Below are 25,833 nucleotides of genomic sequence, written 5' to 3'. Positions count from 1 at the left end.
GAACCCTATGTTCGCGCGGACAACGGGCCTAACACCCGCGACCGCTCGGTCTGTTTAGGCGGTCTTCGCGATCAGCGAATTGCTCACCAGCTGCCCCCGGGTGCGGGCCCGGTCGCGGGTTCAGATAACTCTGGCTGTCTAGGCGAAGGTATCCAGCTTCTTGTACTTCTCAGCGAGCAGGTAGTAGAAGGTCACCCGTGACTTATCGCGGTCGCCGGCCATCTTCTGGCAGACCTCCATGACAGCTGCATCAAGCTCGGCGTCGCTCTGAGTGAGCGCGAGCTTCTTCTTTAGAAAGCTGTCGCGCACTCGGTCTCGCTCCGACTTGTCCCCACAGGACACGAGGGAAGCATCACGGCTCTGCAGTGCAATGCCGAGATGCTTCACTATGCCATCGACTGCTGACTGGTTCGCTTGGGGAGCATGCTTTTTGACCTCCGCCAAATGATCGTGCGCCATATTCGACTCCTCCGCTTTGCTGATCTGCTGGTCGTGACGCGAAGTTGCGCCACGGCGAAAGCATACACGCGCGAGCTCAATTCAGACAAGCCCCGCGACAGTCGTCGGTGGCATCACGCCGCTGGTGTTCGTATACACCGCTGAGGGCTCGCACCACCAGAACTGAGTCGAGGACGAAGCCGGAGTCGGAAAGCGACACCTGGACATCACACGGTCGGTCGCCGACGCGGTGACGTACCAGGCGGTCTTTCAAGTGATCGCCAAAGCCTGGCGACCCAGCCGCGACAGCAAACCCGAGATGCGAGCCAAAATCGGCGGACTGAAACGGAGCCCGCCACACTCCGCGGAACCGGCCGTCGCTACTCTGGTGGAGTGCCGGCGATCGGAGTCTCCCACCGACGCCTGGAAGGGGGCGCCAAGGTCACGGGCGGGATGCGATTCACCGCCGACCTGAGGCCTGCCGGCCTGGCCTACGCCCGGCTCCTGCTCTCTCCTCACGCCGCGGCCCGCCTGGCAACAGTGGATCTCTCTGCTGCCGCTGCCGCGCCAGGCGTTCTGACAGCGGTCTCGGGGCGCGATTTGCCGGCCGGGGCGGCGACCGGTCCGGAGGCGCCACTCGCCGTCGACCGCGTGCACTACGCAGGCCAGCCGGTGGTGGCGGTCGTGGCCGAGACCGAAGCCCAGGCGGCCGATGCGATAGCGCTGGTGGAGGTCGAATACGAGCCGCTGCCGGCGGTCATCGACCCTCTCGAGGCGATGGGCGATGGCGCCCCCACGGTTCTGGAGGGGGCGCGCGGCGGTCTGGACGACGGAGGCGCGCATGGGCTGGCAGGCATCGAAGGGCCAGCGGCTGACCGGCCGCCCAACGTGACCGCTCAGGTCCACTTACAAAGAGGCGACGCCGAGGGGGCTTTCACGGCGGCAGAGGTCGTCGTCGAGGGGCGCTACCACATACCTGCGGTACACCAGGGCTTCATCGAGCCGCACCTCGCGGTGGCGGCCCCCGAGCCGGACGGCGGCCTCACGATCCACGCGCCGACCCAGGGCAGTTTCTTCACGCGCCAGTCGGTGGCCAGCGCGCTGGAGGCACCCGTGAGCTCGATTCGGGTCGTGCCGGTCCAAGTCGGCGGGGGCTTCGGCGGCAAGATCGCGCTGCTGGAGCCATTGGTCGCCCTGCTGGCCCGCCGCACCGGAAGGCCTGTGCGTCTGGAGCTGACCCGCACGGAGGAGTTCCTGATGGGCCGGGGCGCCCCGGGCGCGATCGTCGACTTGAAGCTTGGCGCCGACCTCGACGGCACGCTGCGAGCGCTCCGGGCGCGAGTTGTATTCGACAACGGCGCCGGTCAAGGCGGCCTCGGCGGTCTCGCCGGTCTGCTGCTGGGCGGCACTTACCGAATCCCTGCCTTCGACATGGAGGGTCTCGAAGTGGCCACCAACAAGTGCCCCGTCGCCGCTTACCGGGCGCCAGGGGCCCCGCAGGCGTACTTCGCTCTCGAGTCAGCGATGGACGAGCTGGCTCAGCGGCTGGGCCAGGATCCGATCGAGCTGCGACTGCGCAACGCGAGTCGCGAAGGCGACCCCCGGCCGGACGGCGCGACCTGGCCGAGGATCGGGCTCGTCGAGTGCCTGGAGGCGGCGATCCGGCATCCCATCTACACGGCACCAGCGGCTGAGGACGAAGGGGTTGGGTTGGCGGTCGGCGGCTGGGGTGGGGGCCTGGAGCCGGCGGCTGCGGCCTGCCGCGTCGAGACCGACGGCTCCTTGAACCTCCAGCTCGGTTCGTCCGACATCAGCGGCACCGACACAACGCTGGCGATGATCGCGGCCGAGACCTTCGGCGTCGGCTTGGACCGCGTCCATGTCCACACCGGCGACACTGCGGTGGCGCCGTACGCCGGCGTGGCGGGAGGCAGCAAGATAGTTTTCACCGTCGGACCGGCCGTCCAGCAAGCAGCGGCCGAGGCGCGCCGCCAGGTGCTGGAGATCGCCTCCGAGGAGTTGGAGGCGTCGATCGACGACCTCGAGATCAGCGACGGCGAGGTCCACGTCCGCGGCGTGCCTGGCCGGGCGGTGGCAATTGGCCACCTCGCCGGCCTGTCGATGCAGTTCGGCGGCCGCTACGAGCCGGTGCTGGGCCGCGGGCGGTCGGCAATCACCCAGCAGTCGCCAATGTTCACTGTGCACCTGGCCCGGGTCCGGGTCGACCGGGAGACTGGCGAGTGGCGGCTGACTGGCTACGCCGCCATCCAGGACGTCGGCCATGCGCTGAACCCGGCGGAGGTGGTCGGCCAGGTCCACGGCGGCAGCCTCCAGTCCGTCGGCCGGGCGCTGGGCGAGGAGCTGCGCTGGGACGCCCAAGGCCAGCTGATGACTGCAAGCCTGATCGACTATGGGCTTCCGAGCATCGACCAGGCGCCGCTGACCGAGGTCGAGCTGGTCCAAGTGCCGTCGCCGATCGGCCCCTTCGGGGCCAAGGGTGTTGGCGAGCCGCCGGCCGTGCCCGGTCCGGCCGCCGTTGCGAACGCGATCCGTGCGGCCTGCGGCGTACGGCCAAGCCGCGTGCCGGTCGAATGGCAGGAGCTGGCGCTCGGTCAGAGATGAGCGCAGCCCCGGCTGTCAGGGCAGACAGCCACCACGGTCCCGAGCCGATGCCCAGCCAGAACCGGCGCTCAGTGATGGCGGTTTTCGCGGGCTTGCTGCTGGGGATGTTCGTTTCGACGCTGAACCTGACGCTTATCGCGCCGGCGATGCCGGTGATCGTGGCTCAGCTCGGCGGTATCGAGCACTACAGCTGGATTGCTATCTCGAGCATCGTGGCCTCGGCTGTCGCCGTGCCGATCGCTGGCAAGCTCTCCGACCTGTTCGGGCGCAAGCCGTTCTACATGGGCGGGATTCTGGTCTTCATGGCCGGCTCGGTGCTGTCCGGGCTGGCGCCGAGCTTCTGGTTCCTGATCGCGGCGCGGGCAGTGCAAGGGCTTGGCATTGGCACTATGCAGCCACTGTCCCAGGCCATCATCGGGGACATCATCAGCCCCCGGGAACGGGGCAAGTACCAGGGAGTGATCGGTGCCACCTTCGGGCTTTCCTCGCTCTTGGGGCCGCCGCTGGGTGGCTTCATCACGGACCATCTGAGCTGGCGCTGGCTCTTCTTCGTAAACCTGCCAGTCGGAGTGGTGGCGCTCATCGTGATCCTACTGTTCATGCACGTACCGACGCAGCAGCGCAAGCACGCCATCGACGTGTGGGGCATCGTGACTCTGACCGTGGGGCTGGTCAGCGGCCTCACGGCGACAGTGTGGGGCGGCCAGCAGTATGCCTGGCTCTCCCTTCAAATCGTGGGTCTCTACTCAATCGCCGCGGTGGCCGTGATGCTCTTCGTGCTCATAGAGCTGCGGGCGACGGAACCGGTGTTACCACTCCGGCTCTGGCGCAACTCGATCTTCACGTTCTCCTGCATCGCCACTACGGGGGTGGCGATGGCGATGTTCGGCGCCATCTACTTCATCCCCGTCTTCGTCCAGGGCGTGATTGGGAGCAACGCCGCGGGCTCTGGCTCGGTGCTCCTGCCAATGCTGCTGGCGATGGTCGTCACCTCGATCGTCAACGGGCAGGTGATCTCGCGAACTGGACGCTACAAGGTGGCGATACTGACGGGCCTGGTGGCCATGGCGATCGGCTACTTGCTTCTCGCGCAGATGGACATGCGGACTTCGAACGCAGAAATCGTGCGCAACATGATCCTGATCGGCCTCGGACTGGGCGCTGCCATGCAGACGTTTACGCTCGCCGTGCAGAACGCGGTCGATCCCTCCGATATGGGCGTCGCGACGTCGGCCACGCAGCTCTTCCGCTCCATCGGCTCAGCGATCGGAGTGGCCGTCATGGGCTCGTTGCTGACGTCCGGACTGGCCACCGACATCCCCCGGCACCTGCCGCCATCGGCTGTCGCGGCGTTCCGGCGCTCGGGGGGTTCCGCCGTGCTCAGTGCGGGTTCGGCGCTCGACCCGGCAACATTCGCTCATCTCCCACCGGTGCTCCTGCTGGGGATCCGGGCCGGGATGGCGGACGCCCTGCACCCGGTGTTCGTCGTCGGCGTGCCCTTTGTCGGGGTGGCACTGTTGGCCTCGCTGTTCATACGCGAGCTCCCGCTGCGGCAGCACCCGCGCTGACGCCGGGGAGGGCCGGGGAACCATGGGCACCCCGGCCCCATACAAACGGAGGAGGGTGCTACTCAGTCGCCTTCCTGTGCGTCGAACCGGAAGGCTCCGACCAGGGATCCGGCCTTGACATCACGGTTGCCCCAGACACCGAGGGCGGGCAGGTGATGGTTCCACTCGACCCACTTGGCGAGCGAGGCAGTGTTGAGCAGATCGGGATCGACATATCCGCGCTTGGCAAAGCGCGAGATCACCAGCATCGGCATCCTCGGCCCGAGGCCCGCCTCGCCACAGGGAAGGCCGTCACCCGGGTACTGGCAGCCGCTGAGGTTGGGCTGGCCGTTGACCCAGGTCGCGAACCGGCCGCCGAGGTCAGGCGGAGCCACATGGTCCCACCAGCCACCGCTCTCGTCGAAGGCAACCATCAGGGCCGAGTCCTTCCAGTAGCGGCTGCCCTTGAGGCGCTTGGCCACGTCCCCCACGAACTGGTCATCGGCCACCGGACTGGAGTAGCCGGGATGGGCATCGCTGGTGGTCGGCGCCTTCACCCAGGAGATCGCCGGCAAGTCGGGAACCTTCCCGTTGACGGACGAGCCGGATAGCGCGGCATAGAAGAGGTCCAGGTCGCGCTGATGTCGATCCGCCTGTGGGTAGTTCAGCTTGGGATCCCACGCCCACCGATGGCTGAGATCCGCCGTGGAGGTGAAGTACTGGAAGGGATCGTGGTGGGCGCTGTAGCCGTTGGTGGTGCCCCCCACGCACTTCCCGAAGCCACCCTGGAACCACGCCCAGCTCACGCCTTTGGCTGAGGCCTCAGCGCCCAGGTTCGGGATGTTCTGCGGCGAAATGGACGGGGCGTAGTCGTTGCAGACGTCGCCGATCGGGTTGGGATCGTGCACTGTGTTGTTGGTTGCCGCCACCAGCCACTGCGCTCCTGGCGTCGAAGGCCCGTACACGCCCTGGAAGAAGTTGTCAGCCAGCGTGTACCGGCGGGCCAAGCTCCAGTAGTTCTGCAGCGGCGACGAGGGATCGCCAGGCCTGCCTTCGTAGTAGCCGAGAGCCAGAGCTTGACCGTTCGGGTTGGTCTCGAAGCTGGGACAGTTGGTAGACGTGCTGGGGTTGGGCACAGTCTTGTTGTTGCCGTACTGCAGGTACATGTCCATCCGACCGTGGTTGGCCATCTGGATCATGTCTGTGTAGGCGTGGTCGACGTCGCAGGTGGAGGCCTGGGTCTGGCCGTTGAGCTTCGAGGGCGAGTACGGACCGTAAGTCGTCGTGCCGTTGGTATGGGTCAGCTTGGTGCCCGTGGGAATTCCGTTTGTGCCGCGGCCATAGGTACCGAAGTAGTGATCGAAGGAGATGTTCTCCTGGTAGACGATGATCGTGTGCTTGATCGGGCTGTTGGCCCGTTGGTTCTCTCCCGTCTGATCCCCGCCAGACTGGTCGCCGCCCGTCGAGTCGTCAGCGCTGGCCGGGATCGGCACCAACAGCGCCGCCAGCACGCCGACGAATACGGCTCGCGAGAGCAGTCGTTTCATTGGTCTCCGTTTCCCCCTTGACAGTGGTTCGGACGGCCGGGTCGATGAACCAAGCGTAGAACGGTCGTGGTTAACCCGTGGCAAAGCCTGAGCCGCGACTCAGCCTCTTGCCTTCCCGCCTCTTCAGTGTTGAGACGTCGGCTGAGCGGCTCAGCTCAGGGGCTGAGTGGTTGAGAGTGTCGATGCGTGGGTCGCCAGCACCTCGGAGAGACTCTGCGTCGGGGGCTGAGGCTCGGCCGCCACGACCCGATCGGCGCCCGCTGTCATGTCGGCGGTGTCCATCATGAGCGCCATCTGCGCGAGCCGGGCCATCGCCGGTCTAAAGGGCTTCATCCCGACCGCCATCACCCGAAGCATTGGTCGCGGCACGTGCCGTGGCCGCCCGGCCCGGCCGGCCGCCTTCTGTACGGCTTCGGCCAGCTGATTCAGGGTCAGGCATTCGGGCCCTCTGATTTCGAGCACGCTGCCTCGGCCCGAGCGGTCGGTCACTGTGTGCTCGACCAGCGCGGCGACGTCGTCCGCGGAGACGAAGTTGATTGGATTGTCGCCGCGCCCGAACACCAGCGGCCGGCCCCAACGGCCTGCTGTCTCCTCGAACAGCCGGATGTAGGTCTCGAGATACGCGGGGGCCCGGACGACGGTCCATGCCGTCCCGCTGCCGCGCAGGTGTTCCTCCGCCGCGTACTTCATTCGCGACAGCTCCAGCGGGCTGTCCGGCGAGGCGCCCTCAACCGACACGAGGACAACCGACGCACCGCCGGCAGCGGCCGCGTCAATCAGGTTCGCATTGCCGTCCCGGTCGACGGAGGCCGGCGAGGAGCCCCCAGTGCCGACCAAGCCGTGCACCGCCGAGACCACGGTCTGCACCCCCTTCATCGCGCGCGCCACGGCGGCGCGGTCGCGCACGTCGCCCTCAACCACGTCGAGCGTGTCGCGTCGGGGGTCGGCGACCCGCCCGGCATCCCGAGTCAAGACCCGGACCGAGAGCCCGCGATCCAACAGGCGGCGGACGAGCCGCGATCCGAGGGTGCCGGTACCGCCGGCAACCAGGATCATCGCGGACCTCCCGCCGTGCCGACCGCCCGGAGGACCGCCGCATCGACCCCATCGCGGCCTGAGTCGACAGGTTCCAGGTAGAAGCGGGCCCAGGTCGCCTCTTCGCCTTCCACGCAGAAGATCACCACCCCTCGCATGAGGTGGGGTTGCCCGTCCCGGCGGGTGCCGCGCATCTCCCACTCGGACCAGGCGGTGTGACCGTCCTCGACCCAACTCACGTGGGCGGTCAGGTCAGGAACGGCAGCGAAGATCTGCTCCCAGTTCTTGTGCACTTGAGCTCGGCCGCTGAAGCCCCGCGCCGGATGGGCCGGCGTCTCGTTGCGGTAGTCGGCTGCGAAGCAGCGGGTCAGCTCCTCGAGGTCGTGATCGTTGGTGGCTCGACAAAGACGCTCCACCCACGTTCCGGGTCTGGGGTCCGGGGCAGTTCCGTTCATGGTTGCCTCCTTGTTGGCACTTCTGATACAGTTATTTGTAACTGATACAGCACTATGGACCCAATTAGCGGAGTTGTCAAGACCGGGCGCCGCTACGACGCTAGCCGACGCCAGCGGCAGGCGCTCCGCAATCGAGAGACTATCCTCGACGCGGCCAGGCACCTCTTCCTTGCCGATGGCTACGGGCCGACCACGATTGCCGCGATCGCAGCGGCAGCGGACGTATCGGTCGAAACTGTCTACAAGGGCTTCGGCGGCAAGGCCGGCCTCGTCCGGGCGATCTGGAGCCGGGGACTCGCCGGCACCGGTCCGATTCCAGCGTGGGAGCGCTCCGACGAGATGCAGTCGCTGGAAACCGACGCTCGACAGGTGATCCTCAACTGGGGACGCTTCACGGCCGAGGTGGCTCCCGCCGTGGCGCCGGTGCTGCTCCTGATCCGGACCGCGGCGGCCGCCGATGCCGAGATGGCGGCCCTGCTGGAGGAGGTGGACCGCGCCCGGCTGGTCCGGATGGAGGAGAACGCGCGCCGGCTCCACGAGCGCGGCGACCTGCGCCACGGCATCGAACTGGAGCAAACGAGGGATGTGCTCTGGACCTACAGCTCACCCGAGCTGTACGAGCTGCTCGTGCTCCGCCGGAGTTGGTCGCTGGAGCGCTACGGGCGGTTCGTCGCCGAGGCCATGATCGCGGTGCTGCTCACTCCCTCGTTGACGTAGGCGATGAAAGGATTGTTCAGCTTCCAAAGACCTCCCGATCTGTGGTCGTCACCGCTTCGATTGTCCCCCGGGGTGGGCCACTGCCTGATCTGCCCCTGTGGTACTGGCCCGGCGCGCCAGGACGATCGAGCCGATGGCGATCGTCCAGACGTAGGTGGGGTAGGCCGCGAGGCGCTCGGTGGCGCCCACCCCCAACAGCCCTGGCGCCGCGATCATGAGCGCCAAGCCCACGATCCCGGCCAGGCCCAGCGTCACCGAGAGAACGACGACCATGCGGTCGACCGGCCCCACGCTCGCCGCCAGCAGCAGGATCGCGATCGGCGGCAGCGGGATGCCGAACAGCGCGCCGAGGACGTGAAGCCCGCCGTTAACGTCCTCGGGCGAGAGGCCGGCCAGCACCTGGCCGGCGCCCGCGAGTGCCAGCAGCACTATCCCCACCGTCGTCAGGCGCCGCTGGGGCCAAGCCCGCCGGAGGGCGACGGCGCCGACCACGAGGAGGAGGCCGACCACGACGAACGTGCCGTTCATCACGGTGTGCAGTGGTGAGCACACCTCGGTGTGATAGGTGCCGAGGCTGAACGGCCCGCAGGTGGCGCGGCCCAGGTCGCTGATGTCGTTGGCCACCAGGCTGAAGCGCGTCGTGACCGCGGCCTGCGCGGTCGCCTGGCCGACGAAGAACAGGACCGTCAGCACCCAGCAGGTCGACCCGAGGACGATCTGATGGCCGGCCGACGTGGGGAGGGCAGCGGCTGGCGGCGGTTGGGACATGCGACCTCCTTGGTTTGCGCCAGCTTAAAGTGCTGTTGCCTTGGTGGGGTGCACAACGACGACGGGCAATGGGGAGCAAACCGCGAGGCGGGCCGCCCGAGAGGGGCTCGTAACTCATGAGTCGCCCCCACCCCGACCGCCCCAGCCGTGGGGAAGGAGTCCGTTACGCCGTCGAGGACCGGACCAGCTTGGTTCGGGAGAGCAGCAGGGCCAGCGCGTACAGCAGGGCGACGACCACCAGGAGGGCGCGGTAGCCAGTCAGTAGCGCGGCGTACTCGAGCACGCCGCCGATCATGGCGCCGACAAGATTGGCGCCGAACGCCAACGAGGAGGAGGCGACGCTGCGGAATCGCTGGGAGAAGATCAGGTTGGCCAAAAAGATGGGGACGAAGGCGAGCAGCGTGGCCGCCAGGAAGCGGGGCACCGCCGGAAGCTGCAGCAAGGCGCCGGGCGGCACCAGCCAGGCCACCGCAAGCGCGCCGAGCAGGAGGGCGTAGAGGATCCCCAGCCGTCGCAGCTCGATCCTCCGTGACACCTCGACCGCGGCGAGGACCGCCAGCAGGATGCCAGTGAAGACCAGTGCGTTCACGAACCAGGTGGTCCCGAACAGCAGAGCGAACTGGACCACGTTCTTCGTCTCCAGGAGCAGGAACGCTGCCCCCATGAAGAAGAGGTCGGCGTAACCGCCCATCCGCGACAGCGAACCCCCGGCGACCCCGACCGCGAGTAGCGCTGTGACCAGGACCAGCCCCAGGGTGATCACGTACAGGCTCGGCAACCCCCTGCTCTGGAGATAGAGGAATGGGTAGTCGTCGGCCGCCGGTGCGGGCACGGGGGTGGTGGCCGAGCGCCAGGTGAGGGGACAGTTCAGCGACGCCGGGTCGAGGCTCGCCGTGAGCAAGGCGAGCCGGCCGAGCTGCCCGGTCGAATCGATGCATGGCGGGCGGCGGTAGGTGTCCTCGAGCATGCCAGCGAGGCGGTCGACCAGCCACTGCTCGCGGTAGTAGTTGTACTCGGCGAAGACGCCACCAGGCTTCAGGTGCGCCGCCGCCGCCCGCATCGCCTCGACTGTGAAGAGATAGCTCTCCAGACGGAGCGAGGACTGTCCGGCGACCAGGGTGAGCGAGTCGGGGAGGGCGAAGAGGATCAGGTCGTAGCGCACCGTGGTGTGCTCCAGGTAAGCTCGGCCGTCGTCCACGATACTCGCCACGCGCGGGTCCTGGTATGGGTGATCCGGATGCAGCTGGGCGCCCAGGTCGCGCAGCCGGGGATCGATCTCGACTGCATCGACGTGCTCCGCTCCTTCGGCCAGGGCGATGGCGACGTCGGTCCCCGTGCCTGCCCCGACGATCAGAACCGAGCGCGGCTTGACGCGGGTGCGCTCGTAGGGAAGGAAGTAGAGCGGCACGGTCTGCCGGCGTTGGGCGGCGGACTCGATCGTCTGGTGGGGGATGCCATTGACCATTACCGAGGTCGTTCCGTTTGACTCCGGCTGAAGGGTGACGCGGTAGTAGGGCGACCAGCTTTCCAGGGGGGTGAGCGACTCGACTCCGAGCATGGCCACGAGGGCTGCGGCGGCGGCGAACTGGAACCAGCGAACCCGCGGGCGGTAGAGCACAACGAGCGTGACCGCGGCGACAAGCCCCCACGCCACCGGCGGCGCGCCCAGGAACGAGAGCAGCGAGAAGAAGACGATGCCCGCGATGCTGCCGAGGACGTCGAGCCGGTAGGCATCGAGCGAGTCGAAGGAGACGAACGTCCGGGCCACGCCCTCCCCGATGGTGGCCATCACCGCGGCCACGGCCAGGAAGATGAGCGGCAACGTCAGCCAGATCGGAAGGCCGCTGCGGCTCTCGTTCAGAGCGCCGAAGTAGAGGAGGTCGCCACCCGTCCGGTCGATCTGCACCGGGAAGGCCAGCACGAAGGCGACCAGCATCGCCAGGCCGACGGGGGCGAACGGGAACAGTTGAAGGCGCGACCGGGCGCGCAGGAAGCCGATGCCGATGCCGAGAAAGCTGGCCAGCAGCACGAAGTTGGAGAAGTAGGAGAGGTAGAGCACGTTGGCCCCCGCCCAGCGGATGAGCGCCAACTCCACGAACAGCATGAGGAAGCTGAGAAGCACGAGCCGCACGCGCGACGGACGCCGCGGCTCCGCGGCTACCCGGGAGCGTGGTGCGTATCTGCGGAGCCGCGCGGCCAGGGAGAGCGGGAGGGACACGGGGGAGCCATGCTACGACCCCGCCTACTCAGCAAGGCAGCCGGCTGCGCCCGATCGGGAGGTTCCCAGCTTGATCCTCCCCACGCCGCGGCGTTGACTCGGGGAGGCCCTCCCGACCACGCCGCTGGAGGCTCAGACTGCTCCCACAGTTCACCTGTCTAGAACATTGGCAGTCATGGCCGGGTTGAGGCGGGGAAGTGACGGACTGAGGAAGAAGAGCGACCCGAGTTTCACATGCTGTGTATAGACCTGGCTCTCACTAGCCAGTACTGGCGACATGAGGAGACTCTCATTTGCCTCTAATGGTCGGCTTAGTGGACGGATCCATGATCAAAACCATGGAGTCAAGACTCGCCCGGAATCGTGCGGTATTGGTCACTGGAGCAGCCGGCTTCATCGGCGCCCGGCTGACTCAGCGCCTGCTCGACGAGGGGAACGCTGTAATCGGAATCGACGCCTACACGCCCACCTATGAAGTCGGCGAGAAGCTGGCGCGCTCGGCACTGCTGCGCCAGCACCCGCGCTATCGGCATGTCACCGGCGACCTGGTGGAGCAGACGCTCGCGCCGCTACTGGAGGGCGTCGACGTCGTGTTTCACTTGGCTGGACGGCCTGGCGTCCGCCCAAGCTTCGAGCTCCGCGATCTCTACTGGCGGGACAACGTCCTGGCGACGGCTCGGCTGGTCGAGGCCTGCGCGGCGGCGCCGTCGGTGAGGCGCCTCGTCTACGCCTCCTCTTCATCGGTCTACGGCGACGCCGCCCTTCCCCTGCGGGAGGACGGCACCCCGGCACCAGTCTCACCCTATGGAGAGACCAAGCTCGAGGGGGAGCGCATCTGCCTGGCAGCCAACGGCCGCCAGCTGGAGGCGACGGCACTGCGCTACTTCACCGTCTACGGCCCCGGTCAGCGCCCGGACCTAGGCCTGCGGCGCTTTGCCGAGGCCGCACTGACCGGCGGCCCGATCGAGCTGCTGGGCGACGGCACCCAGAGTCGGGATTTCACCTACGTCGACGACGTGGTGGAGGCGACCCAACTTGCTGCGCGAGCTCCGGTGGTAGGGCTGGCGGTCAACGTCGCAGGGGGCTCACGGATAAGCCTGCTCGAAGTGTTCTCGCTCCTGGAGAAGCTGGTCCGCCACGACCTCGAGATCAGGCCCAGCCCCTTTGCCCGCGGTGATGTGCGCCACACGGAAGCCGACACCGCGCGGGCTCGCCTGCTCCTCGGCTTCGAGCCAAAGGTGAGTTTTGCCGACGGCTATCGGCGCGAAGTCGACTGGCTGCGGAGAGGAGCCCGCTCCGCCGCCTGATCCCAATGCGCCCTCAGCATCAAGCTGGGGGCCCTGGGGCGAGGAGCCGGTAGCCGGCGCCGCGGACAGCCTGGAGCATTGGTTGCAGGTCTCGCCTGTTGAGCTTGCGCCGGAGGTAGCCGACATAGACGTCGACCACATTGCTGCCCGGCTCGAAGTTCAGGTCCCAGACGTGGTTCAGGATCTGCGCCCGTGACAGGATCTGCTGGGGATGGCGCATGAAGAACTCCAGCAGCGACCATTCCCTGACGGACAGCTCGATCCGCCGCCCAGCCCGCCAGGCCACCTTTGTGAGCAGATCGAGTCTGAGGTCCTCCACCACCAGCAGCTGGGCGCTGGCCTGATCGACGTTGCGCAAGGCGGCCCTCATCCGCGCCAACAGCTCCTCGAAGGCGAAGGGCTTGGTGACGTAGTCGGCGGCGCCCGCGTCGAGTCCCCGGATCTTGCTCTCGAGATCATCGCGAGCGGTGAGGATGATGACCGGAACCGTGGGACGCTTGCGTCGTAGCGCCTCCAGCACCCGGCGCCCGTCGGTGCCAGGCAGGCCGATGTCGAGCAGCACGAGGTCGAAGTCTGCCCCGGCGAGCTCGACCATCTCATTGGCGACGTCGCCGTCGTAAGCCACGCTCGTCGAGTAGCCCTCCGCCTTGAGTCCCTTGACCAGGAAGGAGGTGATGCGAACGTCGTCCTCGACGACCAGGACGTTCATCTTCGAATCGGGTCCGGCTGCGCCTGATCGACCAGGATCCTACTGGCGGGGAGCACGATGCGTACCCTGCAGCCGGCGCCAGGAGCGCTCTCGATGCCGACGTGGCCACCGTGTGCCTCCGTCACCGCCTTCACGATTGCGAGGCCGAGACCTGAGCCCCGCTGGTCGGCCTGGCCGCCCCGCTCGAAGCGCTCGAAGATCCGCTGCTGGAGCTGATGAGGGATGCCCCTCCCCGTATCCACGACGGTGATGGCGAGGGCCGGACTCAGCTCCACTTCGAGGCGGATAGTGTCCTGCTGATTGGTGAACTTGATGGCGTTGTCGATAAGGTTCAGCAGCGCACCTCGCAGCTTGTCGCGGTCGAGCAGGACCACCACGTCGGGTACCGCTCCCAGCTCCCAGCGTCGGGGCGCCAAGGTCTGAGCCGCCGTGTGGACATCGGCCAAGAACGAGCGCAGGTCCACCGGCTCCGGCTGGATGAAGTCGGGCTCCAGGGCACGACCCAGGAAGAGCATGCGATCGACGAGCGCGGTTGTGTGCTCGAGCTCGTCGAGCACGAGGTCGACGGTTTGGCGCGTCTCGATGGGATCGGAGAAGCCGCCGCGGCGGGCCACCTCGAGGTGGCCGCGGATGACGGTCAACGGCGTCCGCATCTGATGGGAGACGTCGGAGAGCAGGCGCCGCTGGGTCTGGAAAGCGGCCTCCAGCCGGGCCAGCATCTCGTTGAAGGTTCGCACCAGCTGGCCGATCTCGTCCTCCGTCGCTCGCTCCTGCAAGCGGCGGCCATGGCCCTCGCGAATGATGTGGCCGGCGGTATCGGTCACTTTGCCCACGACGCCGAGCACGCGGTGCAGAAGCACATAGGTGCTCACCATCGCGACCAGCAGGGCGGCGCCGGCCTCGCCGGCGGTGAGAAGGAGCACGTTTCTGGACTGGTCCATCAACCGTGAGAGGTCCTTGGCTGCGATCAGGACGCCGACTGGCCGCTGGTTGACAGTGATCGGGCTTACCAGCATCCGGTACGTGGTCGATCCCACCCCGACCTGGGTCAAGGTGACCTGCGTTGGCGGATTCGTGAGCCAGCGATCGATCTGTGGGTTCTCCTCCAAAATCTGCGATCCTTCGCTCCCAACTGCGCCGTGGCCTGTAAGTTGGACCACCAAGAAGTTGCCCAACTCGAGCGGCTGCCGGCGGAGGTATTCGCTGGCGAAGGTGTCGAGGCTCTGGCTGGCTGTCCGGTCGCTGGCCGCACTGCTGAACTCGCGGGTGTCGTCCACCAGCTCGGTGTCGACCTGATGCAGCGACCTGCTCTGGAAGGCCTGCCCGACCACCGTTAGGACCACCCCCATCGCCAGCAGCAGGACCAGACCCTGGACAAGCACGAGCCGGACGGCCAGGCTTCTATCCGACCAGACTCGCGGGAGTCGCCGCCGCCACACCATCGGAATCCCCTCCGCCCGAGCCTAGCACGGGCGCGAAACCGCCTGACTCAGGCTGCGCTGAGGCCCCCGGCCGCGGGTAGGGCCCAGGTGATCGGCGGCCAGACCACGGGATGCAAGCTGCTGGGCAGACCCCAGCCGACGCCATAGAGGCTGAAGCCGGCTTCCCTCCAGCCCTGACCGCGGAGGACACCGGCCGCGTCCACCAAGACTGTCCCCGCCATCTCAGCTCGCAGACGCACCGGATCGAGCTGGGCGAACTCCGGCCAGCCGGTGGCGACGACCAGGCCCTCCGCCCCTCGTGCCGCCCGGTAGGGATCAGAGAACACGTCGGCCGGCAGCTCCCGGCAGCGGCCGAGGGGGTCGCAGGTACTGAGCACTCCGCCGCGGGCGGCGAGGCTCCGCACCAGGGCCACGGCTGGGGAGTCCCGCGTATCGTCGGTGCCGGGCTTGAAGGCCAGGCCCAGGACCGCCAGCCGCCGTCCGCGCACGCCGTCGAGGGCGAGCTCCAGCTTCGCCAGCACCGCCTCCTGCGCGCTGCCGTTGACGGCCCGCGCGGCCGCGGCCAATGGTGCCTCGTAGCCAACGGAGGCGGCGGTCGCCAGGAAGCCGGACAGGTCCTTCGGAAGGCAGGAGCCGCCAAACCCGAGCCCGGGGCCCAAAAAGGCAGCTCCGATCCTGGCGTCCAGGCCAACGCCCTCGAGCACCCTGCCGGCATCGGCGCCCAGCCGCTCACACAGCCCGGCGACCTCGTTGGCGAAGGAGATCTTGACCGCCAGAAACGTGTTGGCGGCGTACTTCACCAGCTCAGCGCTGCGGCGGTCGCAGACGAGGATGGGGCAGCCCGCCGGGTAGAGCGCGGCCACGTCGCGGCCCAGCTCAGGGTCGTCGGCTCCGACCACGATCCGGTCGGGAGCGAAGAAGTCGGCCACGGCCCGGCTCTCCCGCAGGAACTCCGGGTTGGACACGACGGGGACCCGCACGTCGGGCCCGGCGGCGTCCGCGGCCAGGATCTCCAGCGCTTCGCAGCTGCCGGGAGGCACCGTGCTCTTGACGATCAGGACCAGGTCGGAGCGCGCGGCAGCCGCTAGCTGCCTCGCGGTGTCGCCAATCTGCCTCAGGTCCGGCTTACCATCGATTCCGGGCGGGGTGCCGACACAGAGCAGCGCGTAGCCAGTTCCCTCGATCGCCTCCTCCACCTCATCTGTGAAGCGCAACCCGCCAGCTTGCCGAGACCGCGCCACCATCTCCGCCAGCCCAGGTTCGACGATCGGAATCCGACCCGCCTTCAGCAGCGCCAGCCGTCCCGGGTCGGCCTCAAGGCAGGTCACGGTGTGGCCGGCCTCAGCCAGGCAGGCCGCCGCGGTGAGGCCGACATAGCCGGCTCCGACCACGCAGAGTCGGGTCGGTCTCGCTGCCCTCGGTCTGGGCGAGGCGAACATCGAGGCAGCAGTTCCTGGGAGAAACTGCTGGTGGCCGAGCTGGGCATCCGGGTGGATCTTCATGACCACCAGTGTGGCGGCCGCTGCTGAGATGGCCATGAGGCCTCGATGAGAACCGTCTCACGCCATTGCCCGCGGACCGAAACGGTCATCCATGTGCTTCCGCAACGCCGACGTTTGGCATCGGGAGTCCCCTCGCAGCCAGTTGGCCAGCCTGGATCGAGTGCAGGTTCGAGTAGCCGGCGCCATCTCCCAGAAGCTCGCGGTGGGTGCCCCGCTCGGCCACCTTTCCCTGGTCCAGCACCACGATCTGGTCGGCGTCGCGCACAGCGGCGAGCTGGTGGCTGACGACGATCGTTGTCCGGCCCTCGGCCAGCCGCTCCAGCGCCGCCAGCAGCAACGCCTCGGCTCCGGCGTCGAGGCCGGTGGTGGGCTCGTCGAGGATCAGCACACTGGGGTTCCGAGCCATGGCGCGGGCCACCGAGACGCACTGGCGCTGGCCGCCGGAGAGCGTCGAGCCTCGCTCCGCCACCAGGGTGTCGTAGCCGTCGCGCAGCCCCTTGAGAACCTCGTCGACGCCCGCCGCCCGAGCCGCGGCAATGGCGGCCTCCCTGGACAGTCTCGCACCCACGGCGCCGTAGGCGATGTTCTCCCAGACCGTGGCTCGGAAGATGTAGGGCTCCTGTGTCACCAATGCCACCTGCCGGCGGAGGCCGGCGAGGGCAAGCTTCCGCAGGTCGACGCCGTCCAGCCGCACGGTCCCGGCGCTGGGATCGAAGAAGCGCGGGATGAGACGGACCAGGGTGCTCTTGCCTGAGCCGGTGGCGCCAACCAGGGCCAGGCGGCTTCCGGCCGTCACCTCCAGGTCGACGTTGGACAGGGCCGGGTGACCGTCGGCGTAGAGGAAGCTCACACCTTCGAAGACCAGCTCCCCACCGCCTGGAGCGGGGGGCTGAGCCCGTGGGTGCTCAGGCACCTCTTCGGCGGTGTCCAGGACCTCGGCGATCCGCTCCGCTGCGGCGGTGCCCTGGCTCCACACGATCGCCAGCTTGGCCATCTGCCTGATCGGGGTGTAGGTGGCTCGCAGGTAAGCCATGAAGACCAGAAGCTCGCCGGCGGTGAGCTGCCCGTGGAGGATAGCGAGCGCTCCCAGCCAGACCACCGGCACCACGGCCAGAGCGGTGACCGCGCTGGCCGTGGTGGTGAGCGCTGACTGCAGCGCGATCGCGCGCCGGCTGGCGGAGAGCCCCTCGCCTGTGGCACTGGCGAAGCGCTCGGCCTCCTCCGCCTCGCGGCCGAAGACCTGGACCGCGACGATGGCGGCCAGCACCTCTTGGGCCACTGAAGCCGCGACCCCCTCTTGTCTTCGCGCCTGACGGACGGAGGTCTTGATGCCGGCCATTAGGCGGCTGGCGCTGAGATGGAGCACTGGCACCAGAGCCAGCGTGATCAGGGCGAAGTGCCAGTCCACCCAGACCATGATCACGATGATTCCGAGCAGGGTGAGAAGGTTGCTGAGCAGCGTCGGTACGGCGTTGACCATCAGCCCCTGGAGGGCCTGAACGTCACCGCTGAGCCGGCTCATGATGTCGCCCAGCGGCCGCCGCTGGTGGAATCCGAGGGACTGGGCCTCGAGGTGCGTGAAGAGGGCCAGCCGGACGTCGTAGACGAGGCGCTGGCCGGCCTGCGAGACCCAGAGCATCGAGACATAGCTGAAGCCACCCAGCCCGACTGCGATCAAGGCCATGGCCACCGCCAAGATCGCCAGCCGCTGGTCGGGTGCCCCGGGCAGGAAGCGCAGCCAGGCCGGCAGCGGCAGGTGGTTGAGGACGCTGTCGAAGATGAGCTTCAGCGGCCAAGGCGCGATCCACTGGAAGGCGGCCTGGAGCGCGCTGGCGAGCAGCCCAAGGGCGAGCATGCCCCGCACCGGGCGCAGGAAGCGCAGGAAGCGACGCAGCGGGCGCCGGTTTGCGGGGCTGGGGGTGACGGCGGGGTCGTTGGGTGCCACCGTCAGCGACTCGTTTTCGCGCCCATCGGTCGTTCCGCGGCGGTGCGGCCAGCTGGGCTTCCGCCCTTCGCCGCCGTCAGGATATGGGCCGCCACAGCGCTCCAGCTGTAGAAGCGGATCGCCCGCGCCCGGGCAGCGGCGCCGAGGGCGCGGGCGCGCTCGGGGTGATCGAGCAGCTCTTCCAGACTCGTCGCCAGCCCTTCAGAGGAGGCAGGCGCGACCAACCGGCCAGTTCCACCGAGTAGCTCCTTGATGGACGGGAAGCATGACGCCACCACTGGTCGCGCCGCTGCCATCGCCTCCAGAACCTTTAGGGGTGAGAAGTAGAAGCCGACAGCGAGTCCTGGATGCAGGTAGGGAGCGGTGGCAACGTCGACGGCGGCCAGGTATGCCGGCACTGCGGTGCTGGGCACCGGGCCGGTCAGCTGACAGCGACCGGCCAGTGGGCCCCTGGCTGCCTGGGCCTCGAGAGTTGCCCGCCCGGGTCCGTCACCCACTACCAGGAGCTGGACAAGGGGTCGGCGCGAGGCCAGCTGGGCGGTCGCCTCCAGCAGCACCTCGACACCATGCCAGGGCTTGAGGCTGCCGACGAAGCCGATCAGCTCCGATCCCTCCAGTCCCAACCGTCGGCGCAATGCCTCGCCGGCCACCGCGTTGCGCTCCGGAGCAAAGCGCTCGGCGTCCACTCCGTTCGGCACGATCAGAACCGTGGCGGCTCCCCGCGAACGGCTCCAGGCCGCCACCGGCTCGGAGATGGCGATCACAGCGGCGCCCGCCAGCGCCGCGCGCTCGGCGCTCTCCGCCAGCTCCACGTGGCCCAGGCCGAAGTGGCGGCCCCGCTCGGCGGCGACCGGCGCGTTGACCTCGACCAGGCGGGGTACACCGAGCCGAGCCGCCAGCGTCCCGCCGCTCCCGGCAAAAAGGGAGAGGCGCTCATAGATCACGCCGGCGCCAAAGGCGGCAATTCTCGGCCCGGCCCAGGCGAAAAAGTCCTTGACCGCCCGCTCCCGTGCCAGTTCTCCCTCGGCTCCCGACGGAAGCTTGCCGCTGCCGAACACGGCCAATTCCACCCCCGGCGGTGAATCACCGACCGCGCGCATGGCCAGCAGCAGCACCTCGGCTCCCGCCTGCGACAGCGCCCGGCAGACCTCGGCCACGTGGACCGAGGCGCCTTTGACGCCACCGACAGGGATGCCCGGATCGGGGAGCAGGTAGACGATCCGCATTTCAGCTCACCTTCGCAAGCGACGGCTGGCCGAAGAGCGGCGCGATAGCCCTGATCATGGTGACCCGATCGAAGTGCTCGACCACCCTCGCCCGGGCACCCCGGCCCAGCCGCTGGCGCGTCACCCGATCGGCCGCCAGACAGATGAGCAGACGGGCCAGCGCCTCCGGTTTGCCGGGCATGGCCAAGAGCCCACTCTCTCCGTCGACCACCACCTCGGGGATGCCGCCCACGTTGGTGGCGACCACCGGTAAGCCGCTGGCCATCGCCTCCAGCAGTGAGTTCGGGATCCCGTCCCGATCACCGTTCGGCAGCACCACGCTGGCCTGCACGAAGACATCCGCCTCCAGGTAGGCGGCGGCCACCTCCTGGTGGGTGCGGGCACCCAGGAAGCGGACCCTGCCGGCGAGGCCCAGCTCTTCGGCGCGCACCTTGAGCACCCGCAGTAGGGGCCCAGCTCCGATCACAGTCAGGTCCATCGCGTGCCCAGCCGCCCGGGCCAGCACCAGCGCTTCCAGGAGATCGGGGTAGCCCTTCTTCTCGACCAGCCTGCCCACGGCCAGCAGGCGCAGCGGTTCCGAGCCGGCGGAGGCGGGCCCAGCCGTGCCCCACCCTCCAGCCGACGGCCGAAAGCGGGTTGTGTCCACCCCGTGGGGTGCCAGCCGGATCTTGCCAGCGTGGGCACCGGCGATCCGGCCCAAGTCGTGAGCCGCCGCGGCCGTGCAGACGAGCACGAACTCGGCATCCGCCACCTTCCGCTCCAGCAGGTCTGGCGGCGAGAGGTAGAGGTCCTTGGCATGGGCAGCGAAGCTGAAGGAAAGCCCGGTCAGCAGGTGGACGAAGTGCGCCACCGCAGCCGGGCCGTGGGCGAAGGCGGCATGAATGTGTCTGGCTCCCTCCTGCTCGAGCATGTAAGCCAGGTACCCAGCCTCCCAGAAATGGCGCAAGGAAGTGACGTGCCGACGGCGCCGGAGGATGTAGCCGAAGACTGCCCGGTATCGGTGGGGGTCGCGGGCCAGAAGCCCCTGATGAGCTCGTGCGGTGGCGACCCACGTGCGCCAGGCGTTGCGCCAACCGCCACTGCCGTGCAGGTAGGCGACAGCGCTCTTGACTCGGCCGCTGTCCGGTTGCACCACGGCCTCCCTCGGGTGTGCGATGGCGTAGAGCCGGAGCGGGACCCCACACGCCTCCAACCCCAGGATCTCATCGAGGATGAAGGTCTCGGAGAGCCGGGGAAAGCGCTTGGTCAAGTATCCGACGATCATGCCGACTCTCGCTCACGCAGCTGTCTAGGAACTACGATGCGGCGGGTCCACGGACGCGCCACCTCGTCCAGCAAGGCCTCTCGCACCTTTTGCGTCCCGCACAGGTCGATCGGGGTCCCGCGGCTGCCGCCCTGGGCCATCGCCGCTCGCAGCGGAAGAACCAGCCGCTCCGCCAGCTCATCGCCCGGGTTCACCACACGTACCAGGCCACGCTCAGCAAAGAGACCAGCCCGGATCGCCTGCTCGCGGCGCGGCCAGGTCCGCGGCACCACGACCGTCGGCACCCCGCTCGCGACTGCCTCGCAGAGCGTGTTGTAGCCACCCATGGTGACGATCGCCGCCGCGCATGCCATCACCCGCTGCAGATCGGTCACGAACTCCACCACCCGCGCGCGACCACTCGCAGCCGCCTCCGCCGCCAGCTCGTCTCGGATCTCCTTGTGCATCAGCGGGCCGGTTACCAGCAGACTCTCGGCACCGAGCGCCTGGGCAGCTCGCAGCGTTGCCCGAAGCACGGCCACCCCGTCCTCGCCACCGCCCGCGGTGCCGAGCACAAAGGGGCCCTCGGGTAGCTTCCCACGGTCGCGAACAGCCCGATCCTCGGCGGGTTTAGATGAGCGGGAGACGTAGCCGCAGTAGCTGATCCGGGATCTCAGCCTCGCTGGGATACCGTAGGCTGCGGCGACGTCGAGTATCTCCTGGCAGCCGTAGACCAGTATCCGGTGGTAGACCTGCTCCAGCGTCTCCAGGACACCCTGCGCGTGCCAGGAGCACCGCACCGTGGCGGGATCGTCGAGCACGTCACGCAGCCCAAGCACGATGCGGGTTTCGGGAAGGCATTGCCTCAACAGTTCGAAGGTCGGCAGCAGCTCGCCCTTCATGCCCTGCGGCGCGTGGTCGACCAGCAGCGCATCAGGTTGAAAGCGCAAGGCGACGTCGGCCATGATCGCGGCCCGGGCCCGACTCACGATTCCGAAGCCGACCCGGCCCTCGCGAGCAGCGTACTCTTCGGCTGCGACCTTGACCACGGAGGGCAGGCTGACCAGTGAGAGCCCCCGCGGCATCGGGAACCTGGGGGCAACCGGCGACCCGCTCATCAGGACCACCTGCAGCTGCTTGGTCGTGCGAAGCATCTCGGAGGCGATGGCGAGGTTCCGGCGCAGGTGGCCTAGGCCGTAGGTATCGTGGGAGTAGAGCAGCAGGCGCCGAAGGCGCCCCCCTGGGGAGATGCTCATTGAGTATGCCTCCAAACCGAGGAAACCGGCGATTGATGAATCTGCTCGGTGAGCTCAGCCATCGCCAGGATCCTTGGAGTCCGCCGGCTCCGACGCTGGAGCCGCTTGCTCCGACGCCGCCGGTGCCGGCCCCAGCACCACTACCGGCCGTTCGGGTGCGATCACTGCCAGCGCGGGCGATGAGCCGGACGGCGGCGACGCGGGCGGCTGACTCTGTGCTGAAGCTGGCGGCGACGCGGGCGGCTGACTCTGCACTGAAGCTGGCGGAGCCGCGTGAGCCGCCTGCGTGCCTTCAGCTGGTGGCGTCGCCGTCGACACCGCCACGCTGGCCGGTACTCCGACGGCTGGTGGGGAACCCAGGGCGACTAACCCGAACAGGCCTCCACCGAGGATGATCACCGCCGCTGCCGCGGCAGCGATCGGGCCTTTGGGCGGACCGATTCCGGATCCGTTCATACCGATAGGCTGACCGACCGTGCTGAAGGGCATGTGAGCCGGCCATGAGAGTTCTCTCATTCCCAGCTCCGGCCGGACCACGGCCGGGACAGCGACGCCGGCACTAGGTAGCGCCGGACTCCCGTGGCCGGCCCTGACCGACGAACTCTCTCCAGCGGTGCAGCACGGCCGGGGTCAGGCGGATGGAGCGCAAGCAGCCGTGGGGCACACGCAGGTGTCGGGCGCTCCCCGGCTCCAAGCCTCGGGAGCTGCCCAGCAGTGCCCGGATGGGGCCGTTGTGGCTGACGACCAGCGCCCTCCCACCCCCGTCGCCGAGCCGATCGGCGATCTCCAGGGCCGCCTCAATTGTGCGCCGCCACATCTGCAATGGATGCTCGCCCGCAGGCGGCGCGCCGCCGCGCCGCCATGCCAATGCGGCCTCTCGGTTGCTGGCCTTGATCTGCTCCCATGTGAGTCCTGTGAAAGTGCCCAGGTCGAGTTCGCGTAGCCGCCCATCGACGACGAGACCTGCGTGGGGCACTGCCAGCGTGGCGGTCTCCAGAGCCCGTCGCAGCGGCGAGGTGACTACCACCTCGAGCCCAGCACCATCGAGCGATGCGCGCGCTCGTAGTGCCTGCTCGGTCCCGCGATTACTCAGCGGCGGATCCGCGCGGCAGCCGAGATAGACGTCGCGCGGAGCCGGTGTCGCGCCGTGGCGCAACATGAGCAGTCGCGGCCACGCACCCTCCCCCGACCTATGGATCAGCATGCTCCGGGTTGAGGCGTCAGCATTTTCCTGCTACGAGCTTTCTTGGGTTTGCCGCCCGGGCGTGTCTAGTAGCCTGCAGCCTGCGCCAGGCAGGGCGGCCATGGCGAAGGGACCGTGAGTCGGTCCAACATCCCAATCATGAGGCGCAGACTCGCTGGAGGTGATGTACTTCCCGGCGGTTCGGGAGGCCCAGTGCCTACCGGAGCGAGCACGGGGCCGCGCTGAAACCGGCCTGCCATTGCCATGGAGCCATCTGCGCTTCTTCTCAGCACGCGGCATCGCTCAGGAGCAAGCGCGGACGACCGCTACGCAAGCGACTATTGCGGAGTGGAGGGCGGGAGTGGTTTTCTGCGCTGGAGCCTGAGAACAATCCCGGAGTCCGTGCAACCTCACTCGAAGCCTGTGGGGGTTTCAAAATGATAGCCGCGCCGTCGTCCAGTTCGTTCGGTGGATGAAATCGGACTGAGAGACGTACTGAAGCTCCAAGCTTGGTGCCAGCCTCGGCGGCCGCTTTGCACCCACCGCTCGGCGTACGCGTTCGCCCGCGGGGCACCCGGAGGGATCTTGACCACCATGACGCCCTCGGACCGAAGTACCTCGTCGAATGCCGCCGGGAACTTGGAATCCCGGTCGCGGACCAGAATCTTGGGTGACTGGGGTCGATCGCCTAGATGCCAAGATAGGTTGCGCGCCTGCTGTGTGACCCAGGCCCCTCCGGGTGGGCAGTGCAGCAGGCGAAGAAGACCCGTCGGGTGGAGATCTCGATGAAGAAGAAGACGTAGAGGCGACGGAGCAGGACAGTGTCGACGGTGAAGAAGTCGCAGGCCAGGACAGCTCCAGAATGAGCGCGGAGGAAATCGCCCCAACCGATTCCGTTCCGTCGCGGAGCGGGCGGAATCCGGCGGTGATGGAGAACGCGGCGAACTGTGGCGCCAGACAAGTGGTTGCCGAGCTTGCGCACCTCACCCTTGATGCGCAGATATCCCCAAGTTGGATTGTCCGTGGCCAGCCTGACGATGAGACCTCGCGTGATCGGCGACACAGGTAGCCGACCGAGGCGCCCGCGACGTCCGAACGCTGCCCATTTCCGGTGTACCAGCTGCCGGTGCCAGCGGACCACGGTGTCGGGGCTGACCACCAGCGACCGCCAGGCCGAACGCGACAACCGCTGAGCCATGGCCGCGAGGACGATGCAGTCGCCCATCTGCAGGCGAGGTCGGCCGACCGTGCGTTGGAGCACGCTGTGCTGGTGCCCTTCCCGGCGCCTCCGGGATTGTCACCCGGCGACGGCGGCGGTGACCAACCGCTGAACGTCGGGCACGCCCACGTCCTTGCCGCCGAAGTAGCGGCTCACCGCCTCCTCCGCACCGAAGTGCACGACGCTGTCGAACCCGTGCTCGACGAGCAGTTGCTCTATCTGATCTCGTCGGAAGAGGCTGATGAACGGCTCTCCGTATTTCGCCGCAGTCCCGCTGACTTCGGCGAGGAGACCGCGACCGTTCTCGTCGAGCACGTTGGGGGGCTGGTCATGGCTGAGACGGCGAGTGTCCCCGGTGCGCAGCGCGCGATGACTGATACCGGCGACGACGGCGCTCTCGACGAAGTCTTCGACGAACCTGGAGCGCACCGCACTCCACGCTTGAAAGGCGTGCATGCGATCGGCTGGGGCGTTCGCCAGCATGCTGGCGAGGATCGCACGGCCCTCTTCCCCGGCGAGATCGGCCGCCATCCAGTCGTCGAGGACATGAGGCGGTGGACCGTCGCGATGAAGCGCGCGCCCCATCGCGGCCATCAGCGCCGTGCGGCTCGGACCACGAAGGCCAGCATCCATTGGCGCGCATGGTATCGCGCGTCGACGATGAGTCGTTCGCCTTTGTGCCTGAGCTGGTGGTCCAGACGTCCCCGCTCGCCTTCGCGGATCACACGGATGCTGCGTCGTGGCTTCCCTAAAACGAACCGCGGAGGTCTCACCACGATCCATTCGAGTCGCTGGCGCGCACCGCTTGCTCCTACGCCTCCTTGTCGGGAAGGATTGGTGCCAGCACCCGCAAGGTCGCCTCGCGGTAGAAGAAGGAGGCGTTCGCTCGACTGGATCCGGTGCCCAGCAAAGTGACGCAGACCAGCCGCCGGACGCGCCCTTCTGGCTCATCGTGGCCACGAGGTTCCGGGTCCCACGCTCAACAGCGTGCTCGAGCGGCGCGGGCTAGGGGTGCCGAGCGCACAAATCACCGCCTCGCGCCCGACGACCGCCGGTGTGAGCGAGGAGAGATCGAGGACGTCGCCCCGGACGATTTCAACCGCTTCCGAAAACGTGACACGCGCCGGGTCGCGCAGGAGGGCGGCAGTCTCGTGGCTGCGAGCGACCGCGTCGGCGACGAAGTCCTGACCGAGCCCGCCCCTGGCGCCGCCGACGAGGATCCTCATTTGCCCGCTCCTATCGTTCAATGGCGATGCTGGCGGGGCGCTGTCATCTTGGATCTCGACCGCCCAGGGACCCAGGGTCGGCCCCTCTCCGCGTCGTGCCAGTGCCTACCCCAACGCGAACCCGACGCTCGTGAACACGAACCCGATCAGCAGCAGCCACGACCGCAGGCCCTGGAACACCTCCCAACGGTTGCGAGTCTGCTTTCCAGTCTGCCAGTGGGTTGCTGG

Annotated in this window: 21 protein-coding genes; 4 read left to right on the top strand and 17 right to left on the bottom strand. The window is 68.1% G+C overall.

Translation table 11 applies throughout. The features are described 5' to 3' along the window. Positions 1–138: 138 nt before the first annotated feature. Entirely contained in the window at positions 139–459 is a 321-nt protein-coding gene (locus ACR2MZ_RS07645) for a DUF2853 family protein (RefSeq protein ID WP_434004470.1), read from the bottom strand. Between the two features lie 372 nt (positions 460–831). Here ACR2MZ_RS07645 and ACR2MZ_RS07640 point away from each other — a divergent pair, with 372 nt between their 5' ends. Further along, positions 832–3,060, top strand: coding sequence for a xanthine dehydrogenase family protein molybdopterin-binding subunit (locus ACR2MZ_RS07640; RefSeq protein WP_434004469.1), 2,229 nt, complete (start codon positions 832–834; stop codon positions 3,058–3,060). Then, positions 3,057–4,628, top strand: coding sequence for an MDR family MFS transporter (locus ACR2MZ_RS07635; protein WP_434004468.1), 1,572 nt, complete (start codon positions 3,057–3,059; stop codon positions 4,626–4,628). Before ACR2MZ_RS07640 ends, ACR2MZ_RS07635 begins: the two co-directional genes overlap by 4 nt. 62 nt (positions 4,629–4,690) lie before the next feature. Here the strand turns inward: ACR2MZ_RS07635 and ACR2MZ_RS07630 are convergent, their stop codons facing one another. From ACR2MZ_RS07630 to ACR2MZ_RS07620, 3 genes are all read right to left on the bottom strand, one after another. Beyond that, complete coding sequence (locus tag ACR2MZ_RS07630) at positions 4,691–6,154, bottom strand: phospholipase C (protein ID WP_434004467.1); 1,464 nt, start codon at positions 6,152–6,154, stop codon at positions 4,691–4,693. Between the two features lie 150 nt (positions 6,155–6,304). Further along, a complete protein-coding gene (locus ACR2MZ_RS07625) occupies positions 6,305–7,210 on the bottom strand; it encodes an SDR family oxidoreductase (RefSeq protein ID WP_434004466.1) in 906 nt (301 codons plus the stop codon). Then, a complete protein-coding gene (locus ACR2MZ_RS07620; protein ID WP_434004465.1) occupies positions 7,207–7,644 on the bottom strand; it encodes a nuclear transport factor 2 family protein in 438 nt (145 codons plus the stop codon). Before ACR2MZ_RS07620 ends, ACR2MZ_RS07625 begins: the two co-directional genes overlap by 4 nt. A gap of 54 nt (positions 7,645–7,698) precedes the next feature. On the opposite strand from ACR2MZ_RS07620, the gene ACR2MZ_RS07615 reads away from it, so the two are divergent. Beyond that, positions 7,699–8,361 carry a TetR/AcrR family transcriptional regulator gene (locus ACR2MZ_RS07615; protein WP_434004464.1) on the top strand — a complete coding sequence of 221 codons (663 nt, stop codon included), beginning with the start codon at positions 7,699–7,701 and terminating at the stop codon, positions 8,359–8,361. A gap of 48 nt (positions 8,362–8,409) precedes the next feature. Here the strand turns inward: ACR2MZ_RS07615 and ACR2MZ_RS07610 are convergent, their stop codons facing one another. Further along, on the bottom strand, positions 8,410–9,129 hold the full coding sequence (locus ACR2MZ_RS07610; RefSeq protein ID WP_434004463.1) for a DUF998 domain-containing protein: 720 nt from the start codon (positions 9,127–9,129) through the stop codon (positions 8,410–8,412). Between the two features lie 163 nt (positions 9,130–9,292). Then, a complete protein-coding gene (locus tag ACR2MZ_RS07605) occupies positions 9,293–11,347 on the bottom strand; it encodes a spermine/spermidine synthase domain-containing protein (protein WP_434004462.1) in 2,055 nt (684 codons plus the stop codon). 338 nt (positions 11,348–11,685) lie between these two features. On the opposite strand from ACR2MZ_RS07605, the gene ACR2MZ_RS07600 reads away from it, so the two are divergent. Next, positions 11,686–12,654 carry an NAD-dependent epimerase/dehydratase family protein gene (locus tag ACR2MZ_RS07600; protein WP_434004461.1) on the top strand — a complete coding sequence of 323 codons (969 nt, stop codon included), beginning with the start codon at positions 11,686–11,688 and terminating at the stop codon, positions 12,652–12,654. A gap of 19 nt (positions 12,655–12,673) precedes the next feature. Here ACR2MZ_RS07600 and ACR2MZ_RS07595 read toward each other — a convergent pair whose 3' ends face one another. The 11 genes from ACR2MZ_RS07595 to ACR2MZ_RS07545 form a co-directional block, all read right to left on the bottom strand. After that, a complete protein-coding gene (locus ACR2MZ_RS07595) occupies positions 12,674–13,363 on the bottom strand; it encodes a response regulator transcription factor (protein WP_434004460.1) in 690 nt (229 codons plus the stop codon). Then, positions 13,360–14,745, bottom strand: coding sequence for a sensor histidine kinase (locus ACR2MZ_RS07590; protein WP_434004459.1), 1,386 nt, complete (start codon positions 14,743–14,745; stop codon positions 13,360–13,362). The genes ACR2MZ_RS07595 and ACR2MZ_RS07590 overlap by 4 nt, the downstream gene beginning before the upstream one ends. A 107-nt stretch (positions 14,746–14,852) precedes the next feature. Next, positions 14,853–16,343: a UDP-glucose dehydrogenase family protein gene (locus tag ACR2MZ_RS07585; RefSeq protein ID WP_434004458.1), complete on the bottom strand. Its 1,491-nt coding sequence runs from the start codon at positions 16,341–16,343 to the stop codon at positions 14,853–14,855. Positions 16,344–16,392: 49 nt separating this feature from the next. Continuing rightward, a complete protein-coding gene (locus ACR2MZ_RS07580; RefSeq protein ID WP_434004457.1) occupies positions 16,393–18,252 on the bottom strand; it encodes an ABC transporter ATP-binding protein in 1,860 nt (619 codons plus the stop codon). Between the two features lie 2 nt (positions 18,253–18,254). Further along, complete coding sequence (locus ACR2MZ_RS07575) at positions 18,255–19,478, bottom strand: glycosyltransferase family 4 protein (RefSeq protein WP_434004456.1); 1,224 nt, start codon at positions 19,476–19,478, stop codon at positions 18,255–18,257. Between the two features lies 1 nt (position 19,479). Beyond that, the gene (locus ACR2MZ_RS07570) at positions 19,480–20,742 is read right to left on the bottom strand and encodes a glycosyltransferase (protein ID WP_434004455.1); all 1,263 of its coding nucleotides are present in this window, start codon (positions 20,740–20,742) and stop codon (positions 19,480–19,482) included. Further along, entirely contained in the window at positions 20,739–21,977 is a 1,239-nt protein-coding gene (locus ACR2MZ_RS07565; RefSeq protein ID WP_434004454.1) for a glycosyltransferase family protein, read from the bottom strand. Before ACR2MZ_RS07565 ends, ACR2MZ_RS07570 begins: the two co-directional genes overlap by 4 nt. Before the next feature lie 559 nt (positions 21,978–22,536). Next, positions 22,537–23,181 carry a histidine phosphatase family protein gene (locus ACR2MZ_RS07560; RefSeq protein ID WP_434004453.1) on the bottom strand — a complete coding sequence of 215 codons (645 nt, stop codon included), beginning with the start codon at positions 23,179–23,181 and terminating at the stop codon, positions 22,537–22,539. A 667-nt stretch (positions 23,182–23,848) separates the two neighbouring features. Beyond that, complete coding sequence (locus ACR2MZ_RS07555; protein WP_434004452.1) at positions 23,849–24,421, bottom strand: integrase catalytic region; 573 nt, start codon at positions 24,419–24,421, stop codon at positions 23,849–23,851. Positions 24,422–24,457: 36 nt separating this feature from the next. Next, positions 24,458–25,012, bottom strand: a complete 555-nt coding sequence (locus tag ACR2MZ_RS07550; RefSeq protein ID WP_434004451.1) for a class I SAM-dependent methyltransferase — start codon at positions 25,010–25,012, stop codon at positions 24,458–24,460. A 314-nt stretch (positions 25,013–25,326) separates the two neighbouring features. Continuing rightward, complete coding sequence (locus ACR2MZ_RS07545) at positions 25,327–25,605, bottom strand: NAD(P)H-binding protein (RefSeq protein WP_434004450.1); 279 nt, start codon at positions 25,603–25,605, stop codon at positions 25,327–25,329. Between the last annotated feature and the right edge of the window lie 228 nt (positions 25,606–25,833).

It is taken from the genome of Candidatus Dormiibacter sp. (assembly GCF_050999135.1).
GTDB lineage: Bacteria > Chloroflexota > Dormibacteria > Dormibacterales > Dormibacteraceae > Dormiibacter > Dormiibacter spiritus.
The sequence above is the reverse complement of the archived record's forward strand: the minus strand, read 5'-3'. Positions and strand labels throughout refer to the sequence as shown.